Source organism: Rhizobium sp. NXC24, from assembly GCF_002944315.1.
GTDB lineage: Bacteria > Pseudomonadota > Alphaproteobacteria > Rhizobiales > Rhizobiaceae > Rhizobium.
Map to the genome: position 1 here is coordinate 1,151,256 of NZ_CP024314.1, position 13,646 is coordinate 1,164,901.

Genomic DNA, 13,646 nt, shown 5'->3' on the forward strand with positions numbered 1-13,646 from the left:
CTCCGGAAAGTGGAAAGGCCGCAGGCATGATCCGGTCCGCGAACAGACTGGCCGCTTTTGGCCCCGTCTATCCTCGCCACTCTCATGACCGACCCCCATCGCCCTTGGCGATGACGACGTTGATATCTTTGGACCGCATGCGGTCGATGTGGATGGCGGGCGTCTTGTCATCGACGACCACGGCATCAAACTCACCGAGCGCCGCGAAGCTGTGCAACGCACGCCGCTCGAATTTCGTGTGATCGGCAAGCAGGATGCGCTTAACGGCGCAGTCGAACATCGCCCGTTTCGTGTCGACTATCTCAGGCGACTGATGGAAGACGATGTCGCCGGTGATCGCCGACATCGAAATGAAGGCGATATCGGCCCGCAGCCTAGTGATCTCGTTGATCGTCATGCGGCCCATGAAGGCGTTGCACCAGCTATAATACTGGCCGCCAAGGGCTAGAAGCGTCACGTCATGCATCCCCTTGAGCGTGTTCATCAGGGTCAGCGAGTTGGTGATCGCCGTCAGCGGCACCTTGGCAGAAAGATGGGCTGCCATCTGCAGCACGGTCGTGGAGTCATCGAAGAAAATCGCCTGGCCAGGCTCAACGAACTGCATTGCCGCGGCCGCAATCGATTTCTTTTCGGCCGCTTGCCGGTTTGAACGGTAGACGTCGCTCGATTCAATAAGGCTGGTGGCGGCGGCCGTGACGATTCCGCGCGTCTTGCGGAAAAGACCGCGGCTGACGAGTTCGTCGACATCGCGATGAGCGGTCATCAGACTGATGCCGAATCTCTCTGTCAGATCCTCGATACGCATGGAGCCTTCCGTCATCACCGCCTCGGCAATCATCTGCCGGCGAGCGAGCTGGCGGGTGTGCCGGCTGTCGCTTGGCAATTCGTCCAAAAGGGATGTTCCTAAGCTTGTCTTCTGTGTCACTTTGGCCCCTGCCGCTGAATCTCGTCGTTGTCGTTTTCGTACAGCGAATGCAGTGCGAAGGCAAAAAGAGGAGATGGAACAACCCTTTGCATTGCGCATGTCCTGGCCGCCTTCCGCAAACTGCCGGCGGCCGAATGGGGGGCGCCGCGACCGGCGCCCCTGTTGTCATCACTGCGACAGCACGAACGGAGCGGTGTATTTGTCGACATTGTCCTTGGTGATCAGAATGCAATCGAAGAGCTGCTTCTCGCTCTTGGCGCCGGTGCTGCCCGTCTTGATGACGTTGTCGGCCTGCTTGACGGCTTCCGCGGAGAAGGTCGCGACCGGCTGCAGCACGGTGTACTGCAGTTCGCCAGCCTTGATCGCGGCAACCGCATCCGGCGAACCGTCGAAACCGCCGACCTTGATCTTGGCGAGCTTGCCGGCTTCCTTCAGCGCGGCGATCGCGCCGAGCGCCATTTCGTCGTTACCGGAAATGACGCCGACGATGTCGGGATTGGCCTGCAGCATGGACTGCATCTTGTCATGGCCCTGGGTGCGGTCCCAATTGGCGACTTCCTGCGCAACCTTCTTCAGGTCCGGATACTGCGTCAGCACCGTTTCGTAACCATTGGAACGGGTTGCGGCATTGTTGTCGGAGGGGGCGCCGAGCAGCTCGGCATACTTGCCCTTGTCGCCGACGCTTTCGACCCATTGCTGCGCGCCAAGTGCTGCGCCCTGCGCATTGTTGGAAACGAGCTGAGCCTTGGCGAGACCTTCCTGGTTGATTTCAGCGTTGACCAGGACAACGGGAATGCCAGCAGCCACTGCCTTCTTCACCGCGCCGACCGAGCCGTCGGCATTGGCCGGATCGAGGATGATGGCGACAGACTTGTTCGTGATTGCCGTGTCGATCAGATTGCTTTCAGTATTGGTATCGCCTTTGTGGGCGCTGACGGTCGCCGTATAGCCCAGCTTCTCGGCCGTTGCCTTGGCGATATTGCCTTCCGTCAGCCAGTATGGGTTGGCCGGATCGTTGACGATGATCGTCATCTGACCGGCGGCCCATGCCGCCCCGGTCAAAAGCGGCGCCACCGCGACAGCCGTCATAACAATGCGCAATCCCTTTTTAAACATTGGTCTCTCTCCCATTTGATGAGCTCAGATAATGCCGGCGAACCGGCGGTGCTTTCCGCAATCGGCGGGCTGTTCGAAGCAGGTCTGCCGTCGTGGACAAGTTCTGTCGCGATCGTCAACCCGACTTGGTCCGACGTCCGTATTGGATGCTGTTCATGAGGACCGCGAGCACGATGACTGCGCCGGTAAACACGGTCTGCCAGTAGGCGGACACGCCGATGATCACGAGGCCGTCAGACAGGAAGCCGATGACGAAGGCGCCGAGCATTGTGCCGCGGACGGTGCCGCGGCCGCCGGTCAGCGCCGCGCCGCCGATCACGACAGCCGCGATTGCGGTCAGTTCATAGGTCGTGCCCGCTGTCGGACCGGCCGAAGTGAGCTGCGATGACAGGACCAGGCCGGCGATCGCGGCGCAGACGCCGGAAAGAACGTAGACGATGATCTTCACCCGCTTGACCGGCACGCCCGAAAGGTCGGCGGCGCGTTCATTGCCGCCGGAGGCATAGAGCCAGCGGCCGAAGGCGGTGCGGCTCAACACCAGACCGCAGATGATGGCGAGCGCCGCCAATACGATGACGCCGATTGGAATGCCTACCAGGCGGTTGAAGCCGAGCCAGTCAAAACCGGTATTGCCGAGTTCCGGACGGCCGCCGAGATTGTTGTAGGTCAGGCCGTTGGTCATCAGCAGCGCGACGCCGCGCGCTACGTAGAGAACGCCGAGCGACGCCACGAAGGCTGGTACGCGCAAATAAGCGATCAGCACGCCGTTCACAGCGCCCACGACCGCGCCGAGCGCGCAGGTGATCACGACGACGGCCCAGACCGGCGGATACAGGATGACGCCGAAACTCGACAGCGTCACACCTTGCATCAGGAAGCCGGCGATGCAGCCCGCAAGGCCAAGTGTCGAGCCGACGGAGAGGTCGATGCCGCCGTTCAGGATCACCAGAAGCATGCCGATCGCCAGAATGCCGAAGATCGCGACATGCGAGGCCATGATCAGGAAGTTGTTGAGCGTGAAATAATAGGGCGACAGAAAGGAAAAGACTGCGACGATGACGATCAGCGCGAAGAACGCGCGGCCTTCGAGGATCAACCGGATGACATTGGTGTTCCGCCTCTGCCCGTTCGCAACCACTTTCTTTTCAGTGACATTCGTGACTGACATAATCAGTGCTCCATAATTGCCGGCTAGTGCGCGACCACTGCTTCGCCCGAGGCGGCCATGATTTTTTCTTTGGTGACGTCGGGACCGAATTCGGCGGATATCCTGCCGCGATGCATGACGATGATGCGGTGAGCGATGCTGAGGCATTCGCCGACCTCCGAGGTCGAATAGATCACCGCCAGGCCCTGCTTGGCGCGTTCGGCCAAAAGCTTGAAGACTTCCGCCTTCGCGCCGACATCGATGCCGCGGCTCGGCTCGTCGAGCAGCATGACCTTGGGTTCGGTCGCGAGCATCTTGCCGATCACGACCTTCTGCTGGTTGCCGCCCGAAAGGGAGCCGATCGCCGCCTCGCCACCGTCAGTCTTGATATGAACCTTGCGGATCGAGTTGTTCACCAGCTCCCGCTCGCGTCCGCCGGAGGTAAGCAATCCCTTGGTGAACGCAGCGATGCTGGCCAGCGAAAGATTGGAGCCGACTGTCATCGTTTGGACGAGGCCGTCGCGCTGGCGGTCTTCAGGCACCAGCACCAAGCCGCTGGCGATACGTCCGGCGATGTTGAGATTGCCGATATCACGGCCTTCGAGCAGGACTTTGCCGCCGCTCGAGCGAAGACGTCCCGCGACGCATTCGAGCAGTTCGGTGCGCCCTGCCCCCATCAAACCGTATATGCAGACGATCTCACCGGCACGGACTTGCAGCGAAAGACGATCCACCGCGTTATAGGCAGCGCCCGAGGGGCCAGGAACCGTCAATTTCTCAAGTGCAAGCGCAACCTCGCCGATCTCATGGCCGATCGGCGTACTTCCGAGGTCGAAGTTTTCGCCGACCATGTTACGGACGATCCATTCGAGATCGATGTCCTTGCGTTCGGCATAAGCGGTCATGTTACCGTCGCGAAGCACGACGGCATGGTGGGTGATCTGAAGCGCCTCTTCGAGATGGTGCGAGATATAGACGATGGAGACGCCCCGGCTCGTCAGGTCGCGAATGACCTTGAAGAGAACCTCCACCTCGCTGGCGCTAAGCGCTGAGGTCGGCTCATCCATGATGAGGATACGCGAATTGACCGACAGAGCGCGCGCGATCTCGACGATCTGCTGCTGGCCGAGGCGCAGATCCTCGACGGGGGTCAGCGGATCGATCTCCTCTTCAAGCTCCGCCATCAGGGCGCGCGTCTGGCGTTCTTCCTCGGCAAAGTCCACGCTGCCGCTCCTGATAATCTCGCGGCCCATGAAAATATTGTCGCGGACATTGAGGTTGGGAGCGAGGCTCAATTCCTGGTGAATGATCGAGATGCCGCATTCGCGGGCATGGGTAGAGGAAGAAAACGAGACCGGCTGACCGTCGAGGACAATCTCGCCGGAACTCGGCTGGACAACGCCGGAGAGGATCTTCATCAGCGTCGATTTCCCCGCGCCGTTCTCCCCGAAGAGAGTGGTCACCTGGCCGCGATGAATGTCGAAATTGACGCCCTTCAGGGCATGGACACTGCCATAGGATTTCGTGATGTGGCGGGCGGCAAGAACCACCTCGCCGCGTGCGCCCTCATTTTGCAGCGCTGCACTCATTTGACTTCGACCTTGACCGGAGTGATCAGCCAGTTTTTCGGATTGATGAGCTTGAAGACGCCGACGACGGATGCGGTCTTGCCCGAGAGATTGTCGACGTCGAGACCCGCAAGAACGTTCTTCTTCATCTCGTTGTTGATTGCCGAACCGGCATCCTGATACTCGATCTGATTGGTGAACTGGCCGAACTCGATGGTGCCCGTGGCATCGCGCAGGTCCGTGCCGTTGACGGCCGGACCCGTCTGGACGCGGACAACGACATCGTCCGGCAATCCATCCACCTTGATCTCGTTGTAATTGGCTTTTCGGGCGCCGAAGACGCCGGTCAGCGAAACCGGCATGACCGGGCCGGTGCTCGTGGCAACACCGTATTTGTCGCCTGCCGCCTTCTTGTCAGCCGCGATCGCATTGGCCAGATCGACGGCACCGACGGCGCGCTGCTCGACATTCGCCACTACCTTCGGGTACTCCTGGGCGCCGTAAGCCTCTGGCGAGAACGCCTGTTCGCGCACGTCATGTTTGGAGCCGATCCTTACGACGGTCGTATCGAAGCCGATCGCCGCGATGACGATCACCGCCGCCGCCACGCTCGCCCACAATGTAATTTTCGGCTTGGAGGCCGCGTTTTGAATTTGTGCACTCATATTCGAAAGACCTTCGGCGCTATCGGCCGGATTGCTCTGTTGACAAGGAAGGGAACCGCGAGCCGCGGCCGGCAATCATCGAAGCCGCTGTCGGCCTGCGCGAACGGAACGGCGCGTGCCTCGTTCACAGACGCGATCGCCTTGGCACGAAACCGGACCGTATTCTGAAACGAAATAGCTCATCGAAACTCCTCCTCGGTTGCCGGCGCTTGTCTCCCCCAATCACCTGACCTCATCATCACAGCTATGACGTTAGCTACGATAGATATATGTTATTAACGTCATCAACCATGTTATAAATTTTCCGATGTGTCAACAGCCTCTCTTGATCCTACTGGCTTCCTGGCGCATTCGCCGTCGATGAGATAGGGCCGGCAACGATAGTCATCGCGCTTGCCGCCATCGCCAGCCTTTCGGCATTCACCAATGCTCGGCTTAGCGTCCATAAATCAACAGAGGCCAAAAATACCGTTGAAAACCAATAGTTTTTAGCGTCAATTTGCTGATTGCTCAATTGACCGCATCCTGGCTGCGGCCACTTCAAGGCCAAGCCATGCAATGCCCGCCAACCAAGCGCCGCTTGGCTCGCGGGATATCCGAAACAATTGACACCATCCATTTTATATGAAAAAAATTACATTGCTAGAAAAATATTACGGACGTTACGATATCTCTATGTTATAATCTGATCGAGCATTTCGGCAGCGAATGCAGTCGTTGAGATGGCGCCGCAGGCGCGGTTCAATGAAAGCGATTGGGGAGGAGCGAAGAATGGATGGGACACAAGGATTGACCGCCGTGGATGCAGGTCTTGGCGCGCCGGAGCTATTGCGCAATGCCTAGCAACGAAACGCTCATCATTGGCATTGATGCGGGAACCTCCGTCATCAAAGCCGTGGCCTTCGAGCTTTCGGGCCGGCAGATCGCGTCGGCCTCGGCGCGCAATCAGTACACGATGGGAGATGACGGCTCCGCTACGCAGCCGCTCGGCCGTACGTGGACGGACTGCGTCAGCGCCTTGCGCGGGCTCGCCGACATGGTCAACGACCTTGCCGCGCGTACCGCCATCATTGCCGTGACCGGCCAGGGAGACGGCACCTGGCTCGTCGGCTCCAATAACGAGCCCGTCGGCGATGCCTGGCTATGGCTCGACGCACGGGCCGCCCCGACCGTCAATCGCCTGACTAGCCATCCGGACAATCGCGCGCGTTTCGAGGCGACCGGCACCGGGCTCAACACCTGTCAGCAGGGCTCGCAGCTCGCGCATATGGACCGCTATATGCCGGAGCTTCTCGATCGCGCCGAAACGGCGCTGCATTGCAAGGATTGGCTCTACCTCAATCTCACCGGCATTCGCGCGACCGATCCGTCCGAGGCAAGCTTCACTTTCGGCAATTTCCGCACGCGTCGCTACGATTCCGTCGTCATCGACGCGCTCGGCCTCAATCACAGAACATCCCTTCTGCCCGAGATCATCGAAGGGACCGAGCTCACGCATCCGCTATCGGCCGATGCGGCAAGCGCGACCGGGCTGCTGGCCGGCACGCCCGTCTGCCTTGGCTATGTCGATATGGTCATGACGGCGCTCGGCGCGGGAGTGCGTACCGCCGGCCAGAATGCCGCTTGCTCGACGATTGGCTCGACAGGTGTGCATATGCGCGCCAAGGCGGTCTCCGATGTCCAGCTCAATGCCGAGGGCACCGGCTATATCATCACCCTGCCGATCCCCGGCATCGTCACCCAGGTTCAGACCAATATGGGTGCGACGATCAATATCGACTGGATTTTGCAGATTGCCGCCGATCTGATGTCCGAAGCGGGCAAGCCTGTAGCCGCCTCGGATCTCATCTCCCGGATCGACGCCTGGTTCGCTCAAAGCCGTCCCGGTTCCATTCTCTACCACCCTTATGTTTCCGAGGCGGGAGAACGCGGCCCCTTCGTCAATGCCCATGCGCGGGCCGGCTTTACCGGGCTCTCCATTCGCCACGGCTTTCCGGACTTGGTTCGCGCCGTGGTCGAAGGGCTCGGCATGGCGACGCGCGATTGTTACGCGGCGATGGGCGATATGCCGCTCGAGCTGCGGATGACGGGCGGAGCGGCACGGAGCCGCGCACTGCGGCAATCGCTCTCGGCCGCCGTCAATGCGCCGGTCAGAGTCTCTGAACGCCAGGAGGCGGGAGCCGCAGGTGTTGCCATGATGGCCGCGGTCGCAATCGGCGCCTATGCGACCATGGACGACTGCATTGCCGAATGGGTGACGCCGCTGCTTGGTGAAACCGAAGCGCCCGACGCGGACGAGGCTCGCCGTTATGACAGACTATTTGCGGCCTATCTAGAGGTGCGGCAGGCGATCGCACCCGCGTGGGACAAGCTCGCTTCGCAGCCATAGGGGCATACACATCCCGCGCGCGGTCGAGACAGATGATTTTGATGCGCAAGGCATCCTAAGGAGCGTGAAATGACTGAATCCGAAATCCTCGATCTCTTCGTGATCGGCGGCGGCATCAACGGCGCCGGCATCGCGCGGGACGCAGCCGGTCGGGGTCTCTCCGTCATGCTCTGCGAGAAGGACGATCTGGCGGAAGGCACGTCATCGCGATCGGGGAAGCTCGTCCACGGGGGTCTGCGTTATCTTGAATATTATGAGTTTCGCCTGGTACGCGAAGCCTTGATCGAGCGCGAGGTGCTGCTGAATTCCGCAAGCCACATTATCTGGCCGATGCGTTTCGTGCTGCCGCATAGCCCGACGGACCGGCCCGCCTGGCTCGTCCGCCTCGGCCTCTTCCTCTACGATCATCTGGGCGGCCGCAAGCGCTTGCCCGGCACCCGCTCCCTCGATCTCAGCCGCGATCCGGAAGGCACGCCGATCGTCGATCAATATACCAAGGGCTTCGAATATTCCGACTGCTGGGTCGACGATGCACGGCTCGTGCTGCTGAACGCCCTCGATGCCGCCGAAAAGGGCGCTCAGATATTGACGCGCACGGCCTGCGTTAGCGCACGGCGCGACAATGGCAGTTGGATCGTTCAGATGCGCGACCAGCGCTCCGGCGACCTGCGCACAGTGCGGGCGCGCGTCCTTGTGAACGCCGCAGGCCCATGGGTCAATGACATCATCGGCCGCGTCGCCGGCTCTAACAGCCATCGCAAGGTCCGGCTCGTCAAAGGCAGCCATATCATCGTTCCGAAATTCTGGAGCGGGCAACATGCCTATCTGGTTCAGAATCATGACCGGCGCGTGATCTTCATCAACCCTTATGAAGGCGACATGGCCCTCATCGGCACAACGGATATTCCCTACGAAGGCCAACCGGAGGAGGTGAAGGCCGACGAGCAAGAGATGGATTATCTGATCGCCGCCGTGAACCGCTATTTCAAGGAGAAGCTGCGCCGTTCCGACGTGATCTCAAGCTTCTCCGGCGTTCGGCCGTTGTTCGACGACGGTCAGGGCAATCCTTCCGCCGTGACGCGCGACTACGTTTTCGATCTCGACGAAACCGGCGGCGCGCCGATGCTCAACGTTTTCGGCGGCAAGATCACGACGTTCCGCAAACTGTCCGAACACGCGCTGCAAAGGCTCGCCAAATTCTTCCCCAAGATGGGCGGCGATTGGACCCGTGCGGCGACATTGCCGGGCGGTGACATTCCGAACGCGGACTACACCAGCTTCGCAGACACGTTGCGCGAGGCCTATCCCTGGATGCCGCGCGTGCTCGTGAACCACTACGGGCACCTCTATGGGGCGCGGACCAAAACCATCATCGGCGACGCCACGTCACTTGCCGGCCTCGGGCGCCATTTCGGCGGCAATCTCTACGAGGCGGAGGTGCGTTACCTCGTTGCTTACGAATGGGCGCAGACCGTGGACGATGTTCTCCTGCGGCGCACCAAAGAAGGCCTGCATATGACCGCGAAGGAGAAGGCGGATTTCTCGACTTGGTTCAAGAGCGAACTGGCTCTGGCCGCCTGAGACATCCGAGGAGGCGATCCCATGGCATTGACACTTTCACTCAACACCAATCCGCTTGTGAACCGCTTCGCCGAGCCGGACGATCTCATCGAGACGGTTGCGCGCGACCTCAGAATCCGCGATCTGCAATTGACGCATGAATTCATCAATCCGAGCTGGCAAGCATCGGCAATCCGACGGCTGACCCGCAGGATGCGAGCCGCGTTGGAGCGCACCGGCGTTCGCGTAACCTCGGGGATGACCGGCCCCTATGGGCGCCTCAATCATTTCGGCCATCCCGACGCCGATGTCCGGCGCTACTATGTCGACTGGTTCAAGACCTTCGCCGATATCATCGCCGATCTCGGCGGCCAGTCTGTCGGCACGCAATTCGCCATCTTCACCTACAAGGATTTCGACGATCCGGCGCAGAGGGAGAGCCTCACCCAGATCGCGATCGATTGCTGGGCTGAGGTTGCCGAGCATGCCCGTTCGGCCGGTCTTTCCTATGTGTTCTGGGAGCCGATGAGCATCGGCCGCGAATTCGGCGAGACGATCAGCGAATGCATTGCGTTGCAGGATCGCCTGATGGCCGCCGATCTCGCGGTGCCGATGTGGATGATGGCCGATATCGATCATGGCGATGTCACGTCGGCAAATCCCGACGATTATGATCCCTATGCCTGGGCGCGCGCCGTTCCCCCGGTTTCTCCGATCATCCACATCAAGCAAAGCCTGATGGACAAGGGCGGGCATCGGCCCTTCACGGCGGAATTCAATGCCAGGGGCCGTATCCAGCCCGCCCCGTTGCTGCAGGCCTTCGCCGAGGGCGGTGCCGAGGACAACGAGATATGCCTAGAGCTGTCGTTCAAGGAGCGCGAACCCAATGATCGCCAGGTCATATCGCAGATCGCTGAAAGCATCGCCTTCTGGGCGCCTCATATCGACACTGGCGCAGGCAGCCTGCGCCTCTAGTTGCAAGAACCCGGCAAGGCTTTAGGACATCAACGTTGCGGCATTACATTTGATTCTTGGTCGAGCACCGATGCCGCAACAGCAACGAAGCCTGCCGCTGGCCACCATCGAAAGGCACCGATGGCGAAAGCGCGATTTGGGGTGAAAGAATGGAAGGGGACAATCGATGGCCGATGCGGATGAGTCGCTCGCCGTGCGCGCCGCCTGGCTGCACTATGCCGGCGGACTGACACAGTCGGAGGTCGCCAAACGCCTTGGCGTTCCGTCGGTCAAGGCGCACCGCCTGATCGCACGGGCGGTCGCCGACGGCGTCGTCAAGGTGACGATCGACGGCGATATCGTCGAATGCGTGGAGCTTGAGACCCGGCTGGCGGAACGTTTCGGCCTGCAATATTGCGAGGTGGCGCCGGATCTCGGCGAGGAGGGCTTGGAGTTTCGCGCCCTCGGCCAGGCCGGTGCCGGCTTCCTGAAGCGGGAGATCGAGCGCGGCGACAACAAGGTTATAGGCCTCGGCCACGGTCGAACGTTGTCATCGGCCGTGCACCATATGCCGCGGTTGAACGCCAAGGGGCTGCGGTTCGTCTCGATGCTGGGTGGCCTGTCGAGAAACTATGTGGCCAATCCCTATGACGTGATGCACCGCATCGCCGAAAAGACCGGCGCGCACGCCTATATGATGCCCGTGCCTTTTTTCGCCAATACCGGCGAGGACCGCGAAGTGATGCTTGCGCAGCGCGGCGTCAAGGAGGTGTTCGATCTCGCCAACAATGCCGACCTGAAACTGGTTGGTCTCGGCACCGTCGATACCGACGCGCAGCTTGTCCTATCCGGGATGGTTGAGCCGCGTGAAATCGCGGAGATCGCGGCCGCAGGCGGCGTTGGCGAGATACTCGGGCATTTCTTCGATACTGACGGACACATTCTTGAGACGACGCTGACGGCGCGAACCCTGTCGGCTTCCTTGCCGCGGTCGAAGAAGGAAAGGCTGGTCGCCTTGGCCGGCGGCGTTGCGAAGGCCGAGGCCATCCGCGCGGTCCTGAAAAGCCGATGCCTCTACGGCCTGATTACCGACGAACGAACCGCCCAGGCGCTTCTGGGGCCTTCCTCGCCACATGAATTATAACAAAATAACAAAATTAATGTGGAACCATGTGATAAACGTGTTACATTCCCAGGCATCCGATCCGGAGAGAACCGGAGCACCAAGATGAAACGCGAAGAACGCCAACAATTGATCGTCAATCTGCTCGTCGAGCACAAAAGCGTCGACCTCGACGACTTGGCCGACCGCTTTGCCGTGTCCAAGATGACCATCCATCGCGATCTCGACGATCTCGAACAGTCCGGCGTCCTGCGCAAGATCCGCGGCGGCGCGACGATCGACGCGGGCATGCAGTTCGAAAGCGACTTCCGCATCCGCGAACGCCAGGGACATGAGGCCAAGGTCAGCATGGCGCGTCGTGCGCTGGAGCTTGTCGAGCCGGGCATGACGGTCATGGTCAACGACGGCTCCATGGCCGCCGTACTCGGCGAGATGCTGTTGCAGAAGCGGCCGCTGACGCTGATCACCAACAATGCCGCGATCATCGAGAGGCTGAAGAACGAAAGCGGCATCACGTTGATTGCGCTGGGTGGCATATATTCGCCGAAATTCAACGCGTTTCTGGGCGTGGTGACGGAGGAAGCGCTGTTTCGCCTCAGGGCGGATATCGCCTTCATCTCGACGCCAGCCGTTTCCGGCACCCTTGCCTATCATATGGATGACAATGTCGTACGCGCGAAGCGGGCGATGATCGCGTCCGCGAGCAAGACATGCCTGCTGGTCAACCACCAGCGCATCGGACATACCGCCCTGCATGTCATGGCCGACCTTGCCGATTTCGACACCATCATCACCGACGACACCCCCGAGCCTGCCGCCCTGAAGCAGCTCGAACGCGCCAACATCAACCTGACCATTGCCTTGAACTGGGAGACGACATGAGCGCCGCACCTCGATTCTGGATTGGAACCAGTTGGAAGATGAATAAGACGCTGGCGGAAGCCAGCAGCTATGCCGAGGCGCTGCGCGCTGCCAATGTCGGCCGGGACGCGGCCATTCAGCGCTTCATCATCCCGCCGTTTACGGCGGTGCGGGAGGTCAAGGCCCTTCTTGCCGGCACCTCCGTCAAGGTGGGTGCGCAGAATATGCACTGGGCCGATGAGGGTGCTTGGACCGGCGAGATCTCTCCCCTCATGCTCAAGGATTGCAATCTCGATATTGTCGAGCTTGGCCACTCCGAACGCCGCGAACATTTCGGCGAGACTAACGAGACCGTCGGCCTGAAGACCGAAGCCGCCGTCCGCCACGGTCTGATCCCGCTCATCTGCATCGGCGAGACGTTGGCCGACCGGGAAAGCGGCCGGGCAACGGATATTTTGAAAGCTCAGGTTCTCGGCGCTTTTTCGAAGTTGTCCGAGGCGCAGAAGGGCGCACAAATCCTTCTGGCTTACGAACCTGTCTGGGCAATCGGCGAAAGTGGAATTCCCGCCTCGCCAGACTATGCCGATGCACGCCATGCCGAGATTGTATCGGTCGCGCAAGATGTGCTCGGCCGCCGCGTCCCCTGCCTGTACGGGGGATCGGTCAATCCGGGGAACTGTGAAGACCTCATATCGTGCCCGAATATCGATGGGCTTTTCATCGGTCGTTCGGCCTGGAGCGCTGAAGGCTATCTCGGCATCCTCGCCCAATGCACCGCCAAACTCCAAGGAGATAGACGTTGAAGATTGCAATTGCAGGAGACAGTGCGGGCGAAGGCCTCGCAAAAATTCTCGCCGACCACCTGAAGGACCGCTACGACGTGCAGGAAGTGTCGCGCACGGACGCCGGTCCGGATCCGTTCTACGCGAACCTTGCCGATCGCGTCGCCTCGGGTGTCATCGGCGGCACCTATGACAAGGCGATCCTCGTCTGCGGCACCGGCATCGGCGTCAGCATCTCGGCCAATAAGGTCCCCGGCATCCGCGCGGCACTGACGCACGACACCTATTCGGCCGAACGTGCCGCACTTTCGAACAACGCGCAGATCATCACGATGGGCTCCCGTGTCATCGGGCCGGAACTTGCCAAGGCCATCGCCGACACCTTCCTTGCGCACACATTCGACGAAGAGGGCCGCTCGGCCGGAAACGTCAAGGCAATCAACGAAGTCGACGCGAAATATAACGCCCGCTGATCTGGGCTATGCAGACATCGCCGTGTGACCTAGCTCTCAAAGCGACACACGGCGATAATGTGGCATTATCAGCGCCCGTCATA

The 13,646-nt window shown here is 60.6% G+C and carries 13 protein-coding genes; 7 read left to right on the top strand and 6 right to left on the bottom strand.

Annotation, left to right across the window (positions count from 1 at the left end):
* Positions 1 to 82: 82 nt before the first annotated feature.
* The 6 genes from NXC24_RS29380 to NXC24_RS35310 all read right to left on the bottom strand — a co-directional run bounded on the left by NXC24_RS29380 (position 83) and on the right by NXC24_RS35310 (position 5,935).
* Positions 83 to 925, bottom strand: a complete 843-nt coding sequence (locus NXC24_RS29380; protein WP_104826876.1) for a DeoR/GlpR family DNA-binding transcription regulator — start codon at positions 923 to 925, stop codon at positions 83 to 85.
* A 168-nt stretch (positions 926 to 1,093) separates the two neighbouring features.
* The gene (locus NXC24_RS29385; protein ID WP_199773653.1) at positions 1,094 to 2,041 is read right to left on the bottom strand and encodes a D-ribose ABC transporter substrate-binding protein; all 948 of its coding nucleotides are present in this window, start codon (positions 2,039 to 2,041) and stop codon (positions 1,094 to 1,096) included.
* 115 nt (positions 2,042 to 2,156) lie between these two features.
* Complete coding sequence (locus NXC24_RS29390) at positions 2,157 to 3,209, bottom strand: ABC transporter permease (RefSeq protein WP_104826877.1); 1,053 nt, start codon at positions 3,207 to 3,209, stop codon at positions 2,157 to 2,159.
* 23 nt (positions 3,210 to 3,232) lie between these two features.
* Positions 3,233 to 4,777, bottom strand: a complete 1,545-nt coding sequence (locus NXC24_RS29395) for a sugar ABC transporter ATP-binding protein (RefSeq protein WP_104826878.1) — start codon at positions 4,775 to 4,777, stop codon at positions 3,233 to 3,235.
* On the bottom strand, positions 4,774 to 5,421 hold the full coding sequence (locus tag NXC24_RS29400) for a DUF2291 domain-containing protein (protein ID WP_104826879.1): 648 nt from the start codon (positions 5,419 to 5,421) through the stop codon (positions 4,774 to 4,776). The genes NXC24_RS29395 and NXC24_RS29400 overlap by 4 nt, the downstream gene beginning before the upstream one ends.
* A gap of 331 nt (positions 5,422 to 5,752) precedes the next feature.
* Complete coding sequence (locus tag NXC24_RS35310) at positions 5,753 to 5,935, bottom strand: hypothetical protein (RefSeq protein ID WP_158704576.1); 183 nt, start codon at positions 5,933 to 5,935, stop codon at positions 5,753 to 5,755.
* A gap of 321 nt (positions 5,936 to 6,256) precedes the next feature.
* On the opposite strand from NXC24_RS35310, the gene NXC24_RS29405 reads away from it, so the two are divergent.
* From NXC24_RS29405 to NXC24_RS29435, 7 genes are all read left to right on the top strand, one after another.
* Entirely contained in the window at positions 6,257 to 7,810 is a 1,554-nt protein-coding gene (locus tag NXC24_RS29405; protein WP_104827898.1) for an FGGY-family carbohydrate kinase, read from the top strand.
* A gap of 69 nt (positions 7,811 to 7,879) precedes the next feature.
* On the top strand, positions 7,880 to 9,391 hold the full coding sequence (locus NXC24_RS29410; RefSeq protein ID WP_104826880.1) for a glycerol-3-phosphate dehydrogenase: 1,512 nt from the start codon (positions 7,880 to 7,882) through the stop codon (positions 9,389 to 9,391).
* Positions 9,392 to 9,412: 21 nt separating this feature from the next.
* Positions 9,413 to 10,345, top strand: coding sequence for a TIM barrel protein (locus NXC24_RS29415; protein ID WP_104826881.1), 933 nt, complete (start codon positions 9,413 to 9,415; stop codon positions 10,343 to 10,345).
* A 166-nt stretch (positions 10,346 to 10,511) separates the two neighbouring features.
* Positions 10,512 to 11,468, top strand: coding sequence for a sugar-binding transcriptional regulator (locus NXC24_RS29420; RefSeq protein ID WP_104826882.1), 957 nt, complete (start codon positions 10,512 to 10,514; stop codon positions 11,466 to 11,468).
* 84 nt (positions 11,469 to 11,552) lie between these two features.
* Positions 11,553 to 12,329, top strand: a complete 777-nt coding sequence (locus tag NXC24_RS29425) for a DeoR/GlpR family DNA-binding transcription regulator (protein ID WP_104826883.1) — start codon at positions 11,553 to 11,555, stop codon at positions 12,327 to 12,329.
* On the top strand, positions 12,326 to 13,111 hold the full coding sequence (locus NXC24_RS29430) for a triose-phosphate isomerase (RefSeq protein WP_104826884.1): 786 nt from the start codon (positions 12,326 to 12,328) through the stop codon (positions 13,109 to 13,111). Before NXC24_RS29425 ends, NXC24_RS29430 begins: the two co-directional genes overlap by 4 nt.
* Positions 13,108 to 13,563 carry an RpiB/LacA/LacB family sugar-phosphate isomerase gene (locus NXC24_RS29435; RefSeq protein ID WP_104826885.1) on the top strand — a complete coding sequence of 152 codons (456 nt, stop codon included), beginning with the start codon at positions 13,108 to 13,110 and terminating at the stop codon, positions 13,561 to 13,563. Before NXC24_RS29430 ends, NXC24_RS29435 begins: the two co-directional genes overlap by 4 nt.
* Positions 13,564 to 13,646: the final 83 nt, after the last annotated feature.